Origin of the sequence: Vibrio sp. B1FIG11 (assembly GCF_905175335.1) — a bacterium.
In the GTDB taxonomy this organism is placed as follows: Bacteria; Pseudomonadota; Gammaproteobacteria; order Enterobacterales; family Vibrionaceae; genus Vibrio; species Vibrio campbellii.
Genome location: NZ_HG992751.1, coordinates 2934686 through 2952774, shown reverse-complemented (window position 1 = coordinate 2952774; position 18089 = coordinate 2934686). Strand labels below are relative to the sequence as shown.

The 18089-nt window shown below is 45.7% G+C and carries 11 protein-coding genes and 1 pseudogene; 5 read left to right on the top strand and 7 right to left on the bottom strand.

Features of this window, described 5'->3' with window-relative positions; all coding sequences use genetic code 11:
• Window positions 1-119: 119 nt before the first annotated feature.
• The 6 genes from KHO06_RS13580 to bcsE form a co-directional block, all read right to left on the bottom strand.
• Window positions 120-299 carry a hypothetical protein gene (locus KHO06_RS13580; RefSeq protein WP_077201026.1) on the bottom strand — a complete coding sequence of 60 codons (180 nt, stop codon included), beginning with the start codon at window positions 297-299 and terminating at the stop codon, window positions 120-122.
• A gap of 330 nt (window positions 300-629) precedes the next feature.
• Complete coding sequence (locus KHO06_RS13575) at window positions 630-1091, bottom strand: NfeD family protein (protein WP_005425424.1); 462 nt, start codon at window positions 1089-1091, stop codon at window positions 630-632.
• A 9-nt stretch (window positions 1092-1100) separates the two neighbouring features.
• Window positions 1101-2015, bottom strand: coding sequence for an SPFH domain-containing protein (locus KHO06_RS13570; protein WP_212581750.1), 915 nt, complete (start codon window positions 2013-2015; stop codon window positions 1101-1103).
• A 176-nt stretch (window positions 2016-2191) separates the two neighbouring features.
• Window positions 2192-3811: a cellulose biosynthesis protein BcsG gene (bcsG, locus tag KHO06_RS13565; protein WP_212582482.1), complete on the bottom strand. Its 1620-nt coding sequence runs from the start codon at window positions 3809-3811 to the stop codon at window positions 2192-2194.
• On the bottom strand, window positions 3811-3987 hold the full coding sequence (locus tag KHO06_RS13560) for a hypothetical protein (protein ID WP_167381315.1): 177 nt from the start codon (window positions 3985-3987) through the stop codon (window positions 3811-3813). The genes bcsG and KHO06_RS13560 overlap by 1 nt, the downstream gene beginning before the upstream one ends.
• Window positions 3984-5567 carry a cellulose biosynthesis protein BcsE gene (gene bcsE, locus KHO06_RS13555; RefSeq protein ID WP_212582481.1) on the bottom strand — a complete coding sequence of 528 codons (1584 nt, stop codon included), beginning with the start codon at window positions 5565-5567 and terminating at the stop codon, window positions 3984-3986. Before bcsE ends, KHO06_RS13560 begins: the two co-directional genes overlap by 4 nt.
• Window positions 5568-6244: 677 nt before the next feature.
• On the opposite strand from bcsE, the gene bcsQ reads away from it, so the two are divergent.
• The 5 genes and pseudogenes from bcsQ to KHO06_RS13530 all read left to right on the top strand — a co-directional run bounded on the left by bcsQ (window position 6245) and on the right by KHO06_RS13530 (window position 16796).
• Window positions 6245-7015, top strand: a complete 771-nt coding sequence (gene bcsQ / locus KHO06_RS13550; protein WP_212581749.1) for a cellulose biosynthesis protein BcsQ — start codon at window positions 6245-6247, stop codon at window positions 7013-7015.
• Window positions 7016-7027: 12 nt separating this feature from the next.
• Window positions 7028-9660, top strand: a pseudogene (bcsA, locus tag KHO06_RS13545) (UDP-forming cellulose synthase catalytic subunit).
• Window positions 9650-11941 carry a cellulose biosynthesis cyclic di-GMP-binding regulatory protein BcsB gene (gene bcsB / locus KHO06_RS13540; protein ID WP_050919219.1) on the top strand — a complete coding sequence of 764 codons (2292 nt, stop codon included), beginning with the start codon at window positions 9650-9652 and terminating at the stop codon, window positions 11939-11941. The pseudogene bcsA and the gene bcsB overlap by 11 nt, the downstream one beginning before the upstream one ends.
• Window positions 11938-13047 (top strand): cellulose synthase complex periplasmic endoglucanase BcsZ, encoded by a 1110-nt coding sequence (gene bcsZ, locus KHO06_RS13535; protein WP_081234723.1) that lies wholly within the window; start codon window positions 11938-11940, stop codon window positions 13045-13047. Before bcsB ends, bcsZ begins: the two co-directional genes overlap by 4 nt.
• Entirely contained in the window at window positions 13035-16796 is a 3762-nt protein-coding gene (locus KHO06_RS13530) for a cellulose synthase subunit BcsC-related outer membrane protein (protein ID WP_081234721.1), read from the top strand. Before bcsZ ends, KHO06_RS13530 begins: the two co-directional genes overlap by 13 nt.
• Window positions 16797-16902: 106 nt before the next feature.
• Here the strand turns inward: KHO06_RS13530 and KHO06_RS13525 are convergent, their stop codons facing one another.
• Window positions 16903-17757 carry a co-chaperone YbbN gene (locus tag KHO06_RS13525; RefSeq protein ID WP_010446759.1) on the bottom strand — a complete coding sequence of 285 codons (855 nt, stop codon included), beginning with the start codon at window positions 17755-17757 and terminating at the stop codon, window positions 16903-16905.
• Window positions 17758-18089: the final 332 nt, after the last annotated feature.

Here is an 18089-nt window from a genome sequence, read left to right as displayed (position 1 = left end):
AAACGTGCTTAATGACTGCTCATTATTTTATGACTCTCATTTCTAAGCCAATATTTGATTTAAAGCTGTTGATTAATAGAAAAATTTAACGACGAATCTCTGACAACTAAATGCCGTTATCAGTATTTAGTCTTACCATTTTGATGTTGGCATAAGACTATTGGCATGTAATCGCTAGTCCCATCTGGCAGGTAGCATTGCACGTTAGGTCCTGTCGCGCTGTTGCCGTTAGAGCCTGTGTAGGCAAACACACTCGATGAAAACAAGACGACAGCGAATAACATCATTGTCTTTTTCATAGTACTTCCTCTTACTTACCTTAAAAAATATAAGCACCTAATTGACATGCTTATGCGTTAAGTATGTATAGAGACCTAGAAAGATCAAAATTAAATTCAACAGTGTTTTATTTTTTAAAATAAATTTAGATTTCGAAAAAGGAGTTATATTTTTCTATGTGTCTGAATTGTTCAGTTTTAATAAATGAAGATTGGATAAAAAAGAGAGGATGTTGATAATATTTCTGTTACTTAATTTTTATGGATAATTTAAATAACTCAATGAAATAAAAGAGGTAGTTAGAATAAATATGAAATAGGGTGCTTTGCACCCTATTATTTTGACACAAATCAGCGAGAAACCGGCTTAATCTTGAGAATGATGCCCTCTACAGCCACAATCTCGACTCGAGTTCCTGCCGGTAAGTCGTGCTCTGATTCGGCAGACCAAGTCGTATCGGCAACTCTTAAGCGGTTCATGCCTACAGTGAAGTCTTCTTCCAAAGTGACAATATTGCCGATCAATTGTTTATGCTTTTGATTGAGGTCGCGCGCTTTATCGCTTTTGCGATCCTTCGACCATTGTTTTCGCCACCAAAGCCAAGTTGTCACTAGGCTGAAAGCAGCAAATGCTAACCATTGCATTTGCCAACTAATCGGTAAGAAAGACAAGATAGCACCCACAATTAGTGCAGAGAGGCCGAGCCATAAAAAGTAGCCGGCTGTCCCGAGCAATTCAACGGCGAGTAACGCGAGACCAAACGCAATCCAATGCCAAAAGGTGACACCTTCTAATAGGCTAAATAAATCCATAAGCAGACCTTAGTCTTTACTTTGTTTGAACATTTCTGCGATACCCGCGACAGAGCCCATTAGCCCAGTGGCTTCGATTGGCAGCATGATGATCTTGCCGTTTTCAGCTTGGCCAATACTCTTCAATGCTTCGGTGTAACCTTGGGCTATAAAGTAGTTCACGGCTTTTACGTCACCTTTAGCGATTGCCTCCGATACCATGTAAGTCGCCTTTGCTTCTGCTTGTGCGGCGCGCTCACGAGCCTCCGCGTGTAAGATAGCAGATTGCTTTTCACCTTCCGCTTTTAAAATCTCTGACTGTTTTTGGCCTTCGGCACGTAAGATCTCAGCTTGGCGAACCCCTTCAGCTTCGAGAATTTCCGCACGTTTGTTACGCTCTGCTTTCATCTGAGCGTTCATTGCTGCTGTTAGGTCCGCTGGTGGTTGAACATCTTTGATTTCAATACGAGTGACTTTTATGCCCCAAGGGTTGGTTGCTTGGTCGACAATAGAGAGCAGTTTGGTATTGATCATGTCACGTTGGCTAAGCATCTCGTCCAATTCCATTGAGCCAAGTACGGTACGAATGTTAGTGAGGGTTAGGTTACGAATCGCATGTTCTAGGTCGTTAACCTCATAAGCGGCTTTCGCGGCATCGATGACTTGAACAAACCCTACCGCGTCAATGACTACATTGGCGTTATCTTTCGAAATCACTTCTTGTGCTGGAATGTCGAGTACGCGCTCCATCATGTTGACCTTTTGTCCGACACGGTCAACAAAAGGAATGATGAGGTTAAGGCCTGGCTTGAGGGTATGGGTGTAACGACCAAAGCGTTCGACCGTCCAGTTGTTGCCTTGTGGAACGGTTTTTACTGCAGAAGCGAGGAGGATAACGGCTAGAGCAACGAAAATACCGATGGTGATCAATGAGTCAATTGGCATGTGCTATTCCCTTAAGTGCATAATGTTGATTCATTTTTACTCATTTAGGCTGATGAAACAATCGTAGAAATGAGAGGCTCGATAAATTCCAGACAAAATAAAGGCCGGTTTTTCCCGGCCTTTCGCTATTTAATCTCACCCATCACTTAAGGCAGATTGTTTATTACGTTGACTATTTACTTCGGATATTCAATCCAACTTGAGCCGTCCAGCGAGACGTAGTACTTACCATTGACTTCGATAACGGTTGAACCTGAGTTCTGCGCAACCACTTGAGTTTCAGGTAAGTTCTCGGCTAGGTCGCTCGGATTAAAGGACTTTTTCTCGTAAATGTTTTGCTCGAGAATATTTGACACCAGTTGTGATAGCGCTAAATAACTTGAAGGTGCTTTCACGTGTTCAGTTTCCCCTTGACGCTGAATCCCTTCGCCAAAAACTTTAATACCTACTGGCGTATGTACAATGGTTGGAGCCGGGATCTCTCGCATGCCAGATATTTGCATTCTATCGCCTCGCATACCCGCACCATGTTCTGGCACTAATGCGACCACGATGTTGCGTTTAGAGGCTTCTAGCTCTTTAAAGAAGGCGTAAAGATCATCAAGTAGATTCTTAAGTCGTTTCTTATAACTCACCATTGAGGTTGTTGAGTTGGCATTGATGATTCGGTTTCCGTCATGCAATGAAATAGAGTTGTATAAGGCAACCACTTTTTCATCATCGCTTTTTATCCTTTGTTGCCACCAGTTATCAAGCACTTGCTTATCACGGAAGATAGAGGAACCATCAAATGATTTTTGGTAAGGCGTGAATCCTGCTTGTGACATGAGGTCGGTTTTTAGATCGCCATCTTTCTTAATTAACTCCAAGAAACTATCGAATACGCCATTGTGGTTCATCAGTAAGTTTTCTTGAAAGCCAAGGGCCTTTAAGTCGTCGAATAGATAACATTGCTTGGGCGCGGGCTCAAATAGCTGGCTGTGTTCCTGCTGGCCACAGCTTGCTCTTAATAGTCGAATAACAGCAGGGCCACTGTAGGAGGTTGCGGCACTGAAGTTGTCGAACATGATGTCGAATTCTTTGAACAGCGGATGATCGGCTAAGCCAGCAATTTCAATATCATCCCAAGCGACGGAACAGATACTCAAGAACAGTAAGTCAAATGGCGCGTCTTGAGTGTTATCTGGGTTAAATGACACGCGTCGCGACGCTTCTTTAGCAAAGAAATCTGCTTTCATGCTGTTGAGCGTGTCGTCGTTGATTTCTGTCATTTGCGGTTTTGTTGTTTCTGCTACGTCAGTCGTGGCTGGTGGTGCAGGTTGAGCTGCTTCAACCGTTACAGGGCTCTCGGCATCTTTGGGAACGCTGACGTAAAGCATCGCGATAACAACAAACACCGAAATGCGCAAAAACTTACTCAGGATGTAATAAGCAGCACACAACGCAAACAGCCCTAGCAGCGCTTGAGCAGAGATGAAGCGGCCCAGGAGTTCAACAAGATAGCTAAACTCAAATTGCATTAGCTGGCCAGCTTGTGCCCAAAGTCGATCGAGTGGTGGAAGAAAGGAATCGTAATGAAGCAACCATGCTGCAATAACAATCGCAACCACATGACGGAGGGTATTTAACGCTTTTACTGGCACTGGGAGCAAAATAAACAGCAGTAGTGCGAAGTTTTCTAGCGGGTGGAAGTCTATGACCCCTTGTAGATAAAGGGCGACCTTGGCAATAAAATAAATGTTCCACCATCCCAATCCAATCGTGAACTGGGCAGTTTGTTTAGGATGTGAAGTCATCACTTAAGCTTCTTATTTTTGTTGATGGACAGATCTTGTTCAAAATAGCGCGAACGTTTTAGGTTTCGCTGGTAGAAGTCATATACCGCACCGACAATATCCCGTAAGAAGTAGCCCAGAATCAGGCCTACACTAAGGCTAATGCCAACAGTGAGAAAAAAATCATTTATGTTCATGCTTGCCCTTTCAGGTTGATGGGTTTCCTCACAGCAAATAAAGCGGGTACGTTATTTAAAGATTGTTTTGATGCTGAAAAAATCTGCTTCTCTGTGGTTAGGTTAGAGACCTCCTCAGAGATAACGACCTCATCTTCCATGATGTATTTTAGTTCACTTTCAATGTCATACTGGGTTTCAAAACTACGAGTTGAGTGAAACAAGTCTCGAGTTGGGAACTCAAATATATTGTTGAGCGCAACTTCAATATCGTTGTGACGGATGGCACTAAATAAAACGTAAAGCGCTTTATTGCAGGCTGTCACTACGTCACCATCTCTGCGGATATGACACAATCTGAGGCACTCTTCAGCGCTCATGCCTGGTAATAAGTTGAGTTTGATGAGGGCGAAGTTCACATTAGATCGAGTAGAGCTAGCGATAACGTCTGTACAATATTGAACAAAGTCTCGGTTATTTAGGTAGCCTTTACTGCCAAACTTAACATCGTATTTGAGTAGGGCGTCCAAATTTTGTGGCAGTGAGCGCGTCAGCATCTGGCCCTGTATGGCTTCCACTTGAGTCATAAAACGCATTTGTGGGACTTGAACAGGCGAGATTAAATTCACCCCAGCACGGAGAAGAAACTTCTCGTCGGCGTACCTCAGACATTGCTGTGTTTCACGGATGATGATTTTTAATTGACGACCCGCCTTCATTCTCAGACGGTAACAATCCAATGCCAACTGTTGTACTTCGTCTTGGCTCGCGCAGCTAAATATAAGCGTTGATGCCCTAGGACTGTCTAGCATGCTTATCAGGCTCTGATTGTCTTCTGCAATGTGCATTTCTTTTGGCACGTTAGTGCTCTCGCCAATAGCCTCTCTGGAAATATAAATCCGTTCACTGTCTGCTTTGTCTTCGGTGACTTCCGATGCTTGTACTTTTTCATACGGTGTCGCTATTAACTTATCGGCTTTATCATGAGTGAGGATGTACTCTTCTTCTGACTTCACGCCATGCTTATTTGACCAAAAATCAACGAGGTAACCGTAACGAGAGTCATCTAAAGCCGTCATGGTGCCTAAACCGGAGATAAAGTGATTATTGGTCAATAACTTTGGTTTTAGTATTGAGGTCGCAAGGTGCCCATAAATATATACATTGACCACAGACTCTTTCTTATAAGATAAAGCGCTTAGTTGCTGTAGGAATAATCTCACATCACTGTCTTCGCATTGAACTAAAATTGAGTCCGGAATAATTAAATTAAAATGTGAGTTTTTGGCTATATTTATTCTGTGAATGTCTTTGGCTAGAAATACCGGATTTGGCTTCTTTGTTGAGGCCTTATTACTGATAAAGAAAATCTTATCCAAATGTTCGGCAGATAAGTTATTGAATTTAAGTAATGTGCTGTCATTTAGACCGGAAAGAAAAGAAGCTTTATCAGAGAAGGATGTAAGTGAACTGTTGCCAGTATTGCATGTTGTATTTATTAGGTAATCGATTGCCATACGCTTGTGGGAAAATAAATTGACGTAGACAGACTTAATCTCACGCTCACTTGTAATCGCGGATAAACCGTGTATTGATGACATTAACTTTACCTTATATATCAGTTGTTTAATATCATTTGCTTTAATGGCTAACAATCCGCTGTATGCCAATCCTTACAAAAAATGCATTCTTAGTGACAAGAAAATGACGCTGAGATATTAAACGAAATTGATCAAAAATAAAAATAGATATAGCATTATCTGCCTTGATGTTTATAAACCTAAAAGTTCTGCATTCTGAAATCTATATGTTCTAAGTATGCCTATAGCTATGGTTTATATATCGTAAATGGATAATTACAACATATCTTCATAACTTCGGTTTCTGAAGCCAAACATCACTTAGGAATTTAATAATCATGTGCTCAATGACTTAGGTTGTTCACATTTTTTATTATTCTGTAAATATGTGATGCACGGATAAGTGCGTCAAATTTTCATCAGTATGGCTTAATCAGAGTTTAAGTGTAGGACAGGAATCCCGCCATTTTCTGAGTAAGTGTGCGAGAAATATGGAAATATGTTGTGACAGAACCAGCAAAAGATATTAATTCGATCTACTCTTCATATAACTTAGCTCAGCACCAGTATGTTGAAACAACAGAAAATGAGTCATACCACAAGGTGAAAAGTAAGTGGTTAATCTTTCAATCACAGTGTACTGGCGAGACAAAAATGGGCAGCAGAAAGAATCAAGCAGGTCTTAAAACGGAAGCGATATGAAGCGCCTTCTTCTTGTGAGCCTAAGAGGCGGTTGTGGCTCGACAACACTGACCGCAAACTTAGCTCAAGCTTTAGTCAAAATTAACAAGCAGGTTCTCGCGATAGATGCGTTACCTGAAAACTTGCTGCGTCTTCACCTTGGTCTTCCCTCTGAAGAGCAAGATGGTTGGGCTAAGCGAGTACTCAATGGCGGCTCGTGGATGGAGGCTGGCTATCAAAGTCCTCAAGGCGTGACTTTCCTTCCGTTTGGCCAAATAAATGATGAGCAGCATTCTCAGTTTTCTCACGCTCATCTCCATCCCCTCCAACAGCTTGCTGAGGCCACTCTCGAAATTGATGAGAGCGAGCAATGGCAGTTATTTCATGGTGATTTGTCTTATCTAAGCGCGCCAAATCTAGCAGGCTTTATGGCTTCTTTGGATATGGTTTTGGTTGTACTTAATGCAGATGCCATCAATTACTCTGTATTGAAAAACCAATTTCAACATCAGCATGGTATTCAAGCGTTGATTGAACAGGGCAAACTCAAATTTGTCCTCAATAAGTATCAACCGGAAACAGAAATTGGACGTGACTTCATGCTGGTTTTGAAAAAAGAGTTAGGGGATGCTTTGGTGCCTGTGATGATGCACAGAGACACGGCACTGCCAGAGTGCGTTGCAAATTTGACCACGGTGCAGCATTACTCTCCAATTAGCCAAGCAGCGAAAGATTACCAGTCCTTGGCGTTTTGGTGTGTGTCTACACTCTCGGCAACCTGTGCCTAGGGTGGTGTAGTAATGCGTAGCCTTAATCTTATCTTCCAAAGCTGGGTCGTTGAGCAGTTTAATGTGCAGAAAACCGTTTATGAGCAGGCTTGGAACTGCAAATCTAACTGGCTCGGGCGCTGTTTGCTTTCGTTTTGGTTTTCGCTGAGTTTTATTTTCTTAAAACCAATGATCGGCGGTGTGCCGTCTTGGAAGTTGCCTCTCGTTTATTTCCCACATGTTAATTATGCAGCGCCAAGACTATTCGACCCGGTTCGTTTCGTTATCCAAAGTGTTTGGTTGCTATGCTTCAAGCAAAACCTCAATGCATCTTGGTCGAAAAAGCTCGGTGATTTTTCTCTTCATATCGCGGAGCAAGTTCGCAACGCGTTTTATCTGCCATTTGAGTTGGTAGCGAAAAGCGTTCGCTGGTTGGAAAAGACCGCAAACCAAGTCAAAGACCCTGAGGTCCGTGAGCGCATCAAAGCGAGCAAACCCGCAATGGCACTCAATTACATTCTTTTGTTCGTTGTCGTTCTCATTGCTCTGCTGTGTTTTACCGTCCCATTTGGTTATGAGGCGCAGACGGTGTTTGTATTGCTTCTGTGGGCATTAGCCATGATGGTAAGACGCATGCCGGGTCGCTTCCCGACGATGCTGCTGATCATCTTATCTGTGACCGCTTCTTGCCGTTATCTTTGGTGGCGTTACTCTTCAACCTTAAACTGGGATGACCCTGTTGCTTTGGTACTGGGTGGCATTTTGCTTTTGGCAGAAACCTATTCTTGGATCGTATTGATGCTGGGTTACTTCCAGAATATTTGGCCACTCAACCGCAAGCCCGTTTCTATGCCGACGGAACAATCCACTTGGCCAACTATCGACCTGATGATTCCTACTTACAACGAAGATCTCGATGTAGTGAAAGCAACCGTGTATGCGTCGATGGGGGTGGACTGGCCAAAAGACAAATTGAAAATTCACATCCTTGATGATGGTAAGCGAGATAGCTTCCGTGATTTCGCCAAGAGTGTTGGAGTCAACTACATTCGAAGGCCGACGAACGAGCACGCCAAAGCCGGTAACATCAACTATGCGTTAAAGCAGACGGATGGAGAGTTTGTGGCGATCTTCGACTGTGACCACATTCCAACTCGAGCATTCTTCCAGCTCACTATGGGCATGTTCCTCAAAGATCCGAAGCTCGCGCTGATTCAAACTCCGCACCACTTTTTCTCTCCGGATCCGTTTGAACGTAACTTGTCGAACTTCCGCAATGTGCCTAATGAAGGCAACTTGTTCTATGGATTGATTCAAGATGGTAACGATTTATGGGACGCGACTTTCTTCTGTGGATCGTGCGCCATTTTGCGTCGTGACCCGCTTGAAGAAGTCGGTGGTATTGCGGTCGAAACCGTAACGGAAGACGCACATACGTCACTGCGCATGCACCGATTGGGTTACCGCTCTGCTTATCTCAAGCAGCCGATTTCAGCGGGTTTAGCGACTGAAACCTTATCAGCGCACGTCGGGCAGCGTATTCGTTGGGCAAGGGGGATGGCTCAGATTTTTAGGGTCGACAATCCGCTCACTGGTAAAGGTCTCAAGCTGTCCCAACGGCTTTGTTACGTTAATGCGATGCTGCATTTCTTATCCGGTATTCCGCGTATTGTGTTTTTGATAGCACCTTTGGCGTTTTTGTTACTACACTCTTACGTCATTTACGCGCCAGCACTGGCGATCATCTTGTACGTCTTGCCGCACATGATCCATGCCAGTATGACCAACTCACGCATGCAAGGTGACTATCGTTACTCCTTCTGGGGAGAAGTGTATGAAACCGTGCTTGTTGGTATATCGCAAGACCAACCACTGTCGCTTTGTTTGCGCCCCATAAAGGGACATTCAACGTGACAGCGAAAGGGGGCTTAGTCGAAAAATCACATTACGACTGGGTGATCTCTCGACCTTATTTGGTGCTGGTGGCACTGAATGTCATAGGCTTTGCTGTGGGGCTGTATCGCATGGGGTGGGGGCCCCAAGATGAGGTCGGTACTGTCATCGTTAACTTAGTGTGGACGATGTACAACTTGCTGATCTTAGGTGCAGCGGTTGCGGTTGCGGTAGAAGCGAAACAGGTGCGAAAAGATCACCGTGTAGAGGTGGCGATTCCTGTTGCGGTGAGACTTCACTCTGGGCATTTGATTCAAGCTCAGATGAAAGACTTTTCATTAGGGGGTGTTCGTATCGAAATCGATGGAATGGATGAACAAACTTGTCAGTACCTACTCGGTCAATCACTGGAAGTGATTCTGAATCGTGGTGGTCAAGAATTCGTGTTCCCGATGACCGTTGCCTATGCTCATAAAGGCATCTTTGGTATGCAACTCAATGAATTGTCGCACCAACAACAAATCCAGTACGTCCAGTGCACGTTCGCGCGAGCAGATACATGGGCGAAATGGCAACAAGGCTATCAAGCAGATAAGCCACTATCGAGTATGCAAGCCGTGCTACAAGTCGGCTTCAATGGATACAAGCGCTTGCTACAACACTGTCCTAAATTTGTCATGGTCAGTGTGGATGCTCTTTTATTTTGTATCGAATTTATTTGGTCACTTAGACCTCGCTATGTCCCAACCAGGACCCAAAGTCATGCTAAATAATAAAAAACTAACAGCGTTGACGACGGCAATCACTCTGATGTGTATGTCGGGCAGTCTCGCGGCACAAGAAGTAAAACAGCAATTGTCGGAACCTCAAGCTCAGCAACAAGACGCGGAAAATGCCACTGTCTTTAAGCGCGTGGTTCCATTTACTCAACTGGGCTACAGTGGCTCAATTGCGATTCAAGGTAGCGAAGCGAACGCTTATGTCGGCTTTGGCTCTCGCCTTGATGAGGTGGTGTCTAAAGCCACTTTGTATTTTGACATCACGCCTTCACCTGCGTTGCTTGCCTTAGTTTCTCACGTCAAAGTGTATTTGAACAATGAACTCATGGGTGTCGCGTCCATTGTTGATGGCCAACAGGGCAAAAAGCTTAGCCTTTCTATGCCTTTAGATACGCGTTATTTCAGCAACTACAACCAAATTCGTTTTGAGCTGATTGGTAATACTCACAAAGATTGTGCGAACCCGAACGACTCGAGCATTTGGGCAGAGATCAGCCAAAGCAGCCGTATCGAAATGTTCGTGCAAAAGACGCAGTTGGAAAGCGACTTGAGTCTGCTGCCTGCCCCATTTTTTGATGTACGCGACTTTAGCCAACTCAACTTACCGGTTGTGATGGGCGATAAATATGACTTAGACGAAGTGAAAGCCGCTGGTGTTTTGAGTTCCTACTTTGGCTCTTTAGCAGCTTGGCGTGGGGCGCAGTTCCCTCTGAGTTTCGACACCTTGCCAGAGCGCAACGCCGTAGTGTTTATCACCAACGATAACAAGCCAGAGTTCTTAAAAGATTTTCCGGACACTGATGGCCCTCGTTTACAGGTGATCACTCATCCAACAGATCCTTACGTGAAGTTACTTTTGGTGATTGGCCGTGATAGTGCAGACCTCAATACAGCCGTACGTGGTTTGGCATTGGGTAACCAGATTCTTACTGGACCAATTGCTAAGATCAACGAGGTGAAGCAAATCAAACCTCGCGTGCCTTACGATGCGCCAAACTGGGTGAGCACCGATCGTCCGGTTGCGCTTTCTGAGCTTGTCGAGCAAAAGAGTATGCTGCAAGTGGAAGGTCGCACACCGCCTCCTATCAGCGTTAGCCTACGTTTGCCACCAGATCTATTCACTTGGCAAAGCCGCGGTATTCCAATGGATCTGAACTACCGTTACTCACCACCGACAGAAGACCATTCAGGCTCTCGTCTAACACTGAGCATCAACGATCAATTTATTGAAGCGTTTAACCTCACAACAGAAGGTCAGGGTGGTGATTCCAACCGTGTTCGCGTGCCTTTGTTGGATGACAGTTTTCTCAGTTCTGACGAACAGGTTCGTATTCCCGCGTTTAAAGTTGGCAGCAAAAACCAAATCGACTTTGAATTTGGTTTTGCCTCGGTTACCGATGGACAATGTCAGGTTACTCAACCGAGCAAACAATATGCTGTTGTAGATGGAGACTCTACACTCGACTTCAGTGGCTTCCCACACTATATCGAAATGCCAAATATGCGTGCGTTTGCCACATCAGGCTTCCCGTACACACGTATGGCCGATCTGTCTGAAACTGCGGTAGTCGTTCCTAAAAATGCCCCAAGAGAGGCGTTGCAGACGTTTTTAAACATGATGGGCTCGCTAGGGGCTGACTCTGGTTATCCGGGTATTCAGATTCAACTAACGGACCAATGGGATGCAGAGACACTAAAAGACAAGGATATCTTAAGTATTGGCGTTGTGCGTTCATTGGAAGAAGCGGCTAACGACCCAGAGCAAGTTAATCTTGTGGTCGAAGCAGGCGAGCGTCAAATTCGTCTGCCAAGTAAGAATGAGCAACAACTTGGTATGAACTGGATGAGCCCTAGTGACGCTAACCAAGTCCCTGCCGATTATGTCTCAGTTGAAGCTGATGGTTCCTTTGCTGCGATATATGGCATGGAGTCGCCATACACAAGCAATCGTAGCTTGGTGTCAATCATGGCCGCACACCCAGCAGATTTTGCTTCGGTGGACAAAGCACTCTCAGATTCGGGGAAAATCGAGCACATGTTTGGCTCTGTGGTGACGTTAAGAAACGACGAAGTCGCAAGTTATAACGTAGGCTCTCATTACTATGTCGGTGAGCTCCCTGTATGGCAGTTGGTTTGGTATCACTTCTCAAATCACCCAATTGTAGTGGCTTGTTTTGCCGCGATATTGATGGTGATTGTCACGATCGTGCTGTGGCGTGTGCTACGTCAAGTGTCGGCTAAGCGTCTCGAAAAAACGGAGGAAGAGGAAGAATGAAAAAGCTGATAGCACTCATGATTCTGATGGCTTCTCCTCAACTCTGGGCAAACACGTGTGACTGGCCTCAGTGGGATACATTTAAGTCGGTTTATATTGAACAGGGAAGAGTAGTAGATGGCAGCGATGAGCGCATGATCACTACGTCTGAAGGCCAGTCCTATGCGCTGTTCTTTGCATTGGTTGCCAATGACCGAAAAGCCTTCGCCGAAGTGCTTAAATGGACTCAAATTCATCTGGCTGATGGCGACCTAACGGCAAGGTTGCCGGCTTGGTTATGGGGCAGAAAAGCGAACGGCAGTTTTGGTGTTTTAGATACCAATGCAGCATCGGATTCCGATCTTTGGATTGCGTACGCTTTAGTGGAAGCAGGTCGATTGTGGGATAACTATTACTACCAATCGCTTGGTCATCTGCTTGCTAGTCGAATTTTGCGTGAAGAAACCGTGTCGATTGATGGCGTTGGTAGCGTGTTGCTGCCTGCACCAACAGGGTTTGAATTTGGTGATCGCTACCGTGTGAATCCGAGTTATGTGCCGTTACAGCTGATTGCACGAATGGAAGCTCTGTATCCGCAGTATTCATGGGATAGTATGTATAAAGCGAGCGCGCAGATGCTAACGCAAACCATGCCAAAAGGTTTCAGCCCTGATTGGGCAACGCTCAGTCAAGGCCAGTACAGTGCTGATTCGGTGACTGGGCCAATTGGCAGCTACAACGCCATCCGTACCTATTTATGGGCGGGTATGCTTGATGATCAAGTTGCAGAAAAAGCGTCACTGATTCAGCAAATGCAGCCCTTTGTCGCAGCGACTAAAGCACTTGATGCGCCACCACGAGAAGTGAATACAGAAACAGGTGAATACACTCAAGTTGGCAGTGCTGGATTTTCTGCCGCTGCATTGCCTTTGCTGGCGGCGTCTGGTGAGTCTGAGCTGCTCAAAGCGCAAGCAAGCCGAGCGCAGCAAGAGCTTATCTCGGACAGAAACGATCACTACTACGACAATGTCTTGAGCTTGTTTGGCCTCGGCTGGCATCAGGCGCGCTACCGCTTTGGTAAGCAAGGTGAGTTGTTGCCAGCATGGAGCGAGCAATGCCAAGAATAAGACGCGCTTCGTGGTTAATTCCATTGGCCATGATGGCGAGTGGGGTTTACCCCGTCCACGCGCAAAGTTTCAGTTCAAAACCGCTGAGCCAAGCGCAGTTAGCCGCGGTTTATCAACCGATCGAAACGGTTCAGTTCTCGACGTCTCTTGCTCGAGTGAACTCGGTAGAGTGGTTGGTTGAACAGCTCAAGCTGGCGGATGCGATAGGGCGTGACGATATCGTTGAAAGTACCCTTGAGCGTTTGTTTGCGATTGAGGAAGGGAGCCCGATTGGCTTGTATTACCAAGCCAATATGTATTTAAAGCGTAAACAGCCGGAGCTTGCCAAGCAGACCTTTCAGCGTTTAACTAAACAATCGCCAAACTCCCCGCAAGCGAAAGATCTTGCCGCCATAATGGCTCTTCAGGGAGATAAGAAAGGCGATTACCAGCGAGCGAAGCTGCTTGCTAAATCTGGCCGCTACGAAGAAGCCATCAAAGCGTATAAAGCGATTTTTCCAAATGGCATGCCCTCGGCTGCCTTGCAGTTAGAGTTTCTTCAGCTGCAAAGCAATCTTGATGGCAGTTGGCAGACTGTCAAACAAGGCCTAGAGCGGTTGAATGCAGACTATCCGGGAGTGCCTCAGTTTCAACTCGCATTGGCGAATCATATCCGCAAAGAGAATCCAGCTGACCCATGGATTTTAGATACCTACAAAAAGCTAGCTTTAGCGCCAGTCATTGGCAGCAGTGCGGCGACATCTTGGCTGCGTGCCCTCGACCAATTGCCGATTTCAGAACAAGTGGTTCAACAATACGCGATTCTAGCGAGCTACTATCCTTCGGACCTTGAGATTCAACGTGCTAACCAAGGTGCGAAGCAACGTTGGGAAACCGAGCAAGACCTGCGTAAGGATCCAACCTATCTTGCCAAATTGAAAGGTCTCAAACTGCTGGATGAAGACAAAACTTCGCAAGCTGAGAAGCAGTTACGTTATGCGATGACGACGCGTCCGAGCGACCCAGAAATATTGGGTGGTATGGGCAAGGTATATCTGCGTAAAGGTCAGCAACAAAAGGCGCTTGAGTATTTTGAACGTGCACAGCAGCTAGATAAAGACCCAGATAGTGCCTCTAAATGGGCCACTTTGATTGAAACCTCGCAATATTGGGCTTATTTGGATCAAGGTGATGCACTGGCCGAGAAAGGGCAGTTTAAACAAGCTGAAAGCCTTTACCGTAAAGCCATTCAATCCGATAAAACTCAGCCTTACGCTTTTACCTCTTTGGGGGCGCTTTACTTAGAACAAAAGAACTATGCCGCGGCAGATAAAGCCTATATCCAAGCACTCAAACTTGAGCAACTCAACGGCTCTGCCTTACGTGGACGACTCGATGTTCGTATTGAGCAGCAAGATTGGGCGGGTGCGGCTTCGCTTGCACAGCGCTTTTCTCCAGCGCAAAAACAGGTGGTGTCTGAGAAAATCAATGGTATTCAATCTGAGATCATTCTTGCTCGTTTGAGAGTCGCTATCGCCCAGAATGATCAAGCGGGTATGCAATCTGCGGTGGAAGAATTGATTGAGCTAAAACCAACATCGCCGTGGTTGAGACTGGATATTGCTGGTGTTGTTCGTTCTATGGGGGACAAGCAACGTGCAGATGCCCTGATGGCTGAGTGGACCGCATCCAGCTCAGACCCTGAGATGAAGTTTGCTCATGCCCTGTATCTCGCGCAAGACTTCAAAGTCGAAGAGGCAATTTCTGAGCTAGAAAGCGTGCCAGAGAAAGCGGTCACGCCTTCCATGCAGCGCAATTTGACTCGATTGAAGTTCGATGCTGAATTACAAGATATTCAACAGCGTTACCTTGAGGAGCCAGCGTCTGTGCAAGCTAAGTTGCATGCGTTGGAGCAGGACTATCAAGGCCAAGTACAGGCATTAGCACGTCTTGCTGGAGCGTGGGTAGAGATCGATCAAGCCGTTGAAGCTGAAAGAATTTATCGAAGCCTCGAACAATCACCACACTGGTCTCGCGATGAGCAACTCGCTTACGGCAGTATGATGGTGAGTTTGAATCAGTTTGAAGATTTTGACCAATGGTACGAGCAATTAGCGCTGAGTTCGGATGAGCAAAAGGTAAGTGCTTCTGAAACTTTGCAATTTGATGAGCTGAAAACACGTCGAACCTTAGCGCAAGCGGATTTGTTACTTGCGAATCAACAACCAGAGCAAGCAATGGCTTTGTATGAACGTATCTCATCAAAACCTGAACCATTCAAGACGCAAGCTCAGGTCGGGATGTTGCAAGCCAGCGCCCAGAGCGGAGATGAGGCAACCTATCACGACTTACATCTTATCTTGAATAAGAAGCGTGACACGCTGAATGCCGCTCAGCTGATGACGGTTGCCTCTGTATTTAATCAACTTGGTTACCGCAATGATGCGAACACCCTGAACCGCTTGCTCGATGACGTGCAAGGTGCTGATGCTTTGGCTTACCGAAACAGCATGTCGATTGCGATGGACAATCAGCAATGGAAGTTAGCTGAAAAACGAGGTTACCAAGCGCTAAATAGCGACCGAATTGAAAAAAGCGCAAATCCGAACAAAACCCAGCAAGATACTCTCACTTTGCGCGAGTTGTATGACACAGCGGATGACTACTGGCTGACTCGCAATGTTAAGTCAGACATCGATACGCTCCATGATCGTAGTGATGGTCATGTGCTTATTGGTTGGGATTACAGTGCCCGTGACGGGCTGAATGCATCTAACCAAGTGCCAATTGAAGCGCGAATTCCTATCGAATCACTCGACGGTCACTTGTTGCTGAGAGCGGATTACGTCTCTGTCGATTCTGGTGAGCTAGATTACTACGAGAAAAAGGGAGGCTTTGATAGCACCTCATTCCAAGATGAAGCTTCAGGCATGGCACTTGGTGTAGGTTGGCAAGCGAAAGACTGGCAAGTGGACATTGGTACTACACCAATTGGCTTTGATCATACTACTTGGGTTGGTGGCATCAGCGTTGATGGCGATCTTGGGGACTTTGGTTGGACTGCAGAAGCGTCTCGCCGACCAGAAACCAGCAGCACACTTTCTTATGCTGGAATGACGGTACCGAGTGGAACCAGCGATCCTCAAGGCAAAAAATGGGGTGGTGTGGTTCGCACAGGTGTTAAGCTCAATTCAAGCTGGGATATTGGCGGCCCTTACGGTTTTTGGAGTAGCCTGCAATATCATGCTCTGACGGGGGAAAACGTTGAAGATAATACTCGTCTCGGTGTGCTGGGCGGGACTTACTACAAACTGATTGCCACGGATGACCAGCGTTTGAGTATCGGCACCAACTTGATGTACCTCGATTACGATAAAAACTTAGGTGAATACACGCTTGGGCATGGCGGCTACTACAGCCCGCAAAGTTATTTTTCTGTATCACTGCCAGTGAACTATTACGGTCGTTACAACAGTACATGGTCGTATCAGCTTAGCGCTTCTATTTCTAATTCATGGACGCAAGAAGATGCGCCTTATTTGTCTACAGGTGACACTTCTGAGAGCGGTGGCGGTTTTGGTGCCTCGCTGCAAGCAGCCGTTGAGAAACGAGTGAGTAAACGCTGGTACCTTGGTGCGCTAGTGGATTTGCAGCGTTCAGAGTTTTATACGCCAAACCATTTCATGCTTTACGCCAAGTACACCTTTAATGATCGCTGGCAGCCAATTGAATACCCACCAGCGGTTCCAACGCTGTACAGTGATTTCTAATGCTAGCAATTGGTTGAACAAGTGTTTTAAGAAATAGCAGAAACACAAAAGGCCGGAGATTTTCCGGCCTTTTCTATTCAAATTCTATAACTTTACGGAGATTTGATTAGTACAAAATCGAGTAAAGTTGACGGCGGTATTTGCTTGCCAATGCGTTACCTTGGCCAAGTGCGCTCAAGATATCCATAAAGACTTTCTTCACTTCACCGTCTTGTGCACCAAGGTTAGCTTTGAGAATGTTCCAAAGCAGCTCAAGTGCTTCTTCATCACGGCCAACTTGGTTGTATTGAACGGCAAGCTCACACGCGAGTTCTAAATTATCAGGGTTTGCGGCTAGCTCTTGTTCAAGGCGTTGAAGTTCTGGGCTATCTGCGGCTTGAAGATGTAGATCTAACTTCGCGATCAAACCTTTGTAGTAGTTGTCTTGGTATTCTAGTGGAATCGCACCCAACAGCGTTTGTGCCAATTCAAACTGTTTGGTTTCCAGTAAACAATCTGCCATCGCTAGTTTTACATCACCACGGTTTTGAAGCTCTTCCGATAACGTTTGTAGAATCGCCAAAGCTTGAGCATGTTCACCTTGTTGGAGCAGTTCGCTGGCTTGCTTCAACTGCATTTCATCTTGGCTTGGTAGATGCTTTTGCAGCATTGCCGTAATCGCGTCAATTGGCTGAGGGCCACCCATGCCATCGACTGCTTGACCATTCATAAACAATGCGATGGTCGGTAGCACTTGCACGCCGAATTGAGAAGCAAGAGCAGGCTGCTGTTCACAGTTCAATAGAGCAAGGGTGAAAGCGCCGTTGTATTGCTGAGCCAGCATTTGTAATTCAGGAATCACTTGTGCACTTTCAGGTTGAGCACTCGCCCAAAAATGAATCAACACCGGCGTGTTCATTGATCCTTCAAGCGTTTCACGGAAGTTTTGTTCTGTTAACTCAACGATAAATGGGGATTGCATCAGAGTATCCTTGCTTTTTGTTTCTTGTCGTTGATTGTAGATATGGAGTTGATATTTGGGAAATTCAAGCGATAGAAAGGAAAAACGCTGCCGAAGCAGCGTATTCCTGATAGCAAGCGAAAGTGCTATTAAATTTGGCAAGTCCAGCACGGGTTAGAGAGTCTTGTTAGACGTTATAGTTGTGTGCTGGGTGTGGTATCAAAATAGGATGAACATGGTCAACACTACACCCACACTAAGCCAGTTAAGCTGATTTAATGTCATTATTGTCTCGCGAAAATACAAAACAGAAAGGGTGGCGATACCAAATCTAAAGTGAGTATCCACATCGC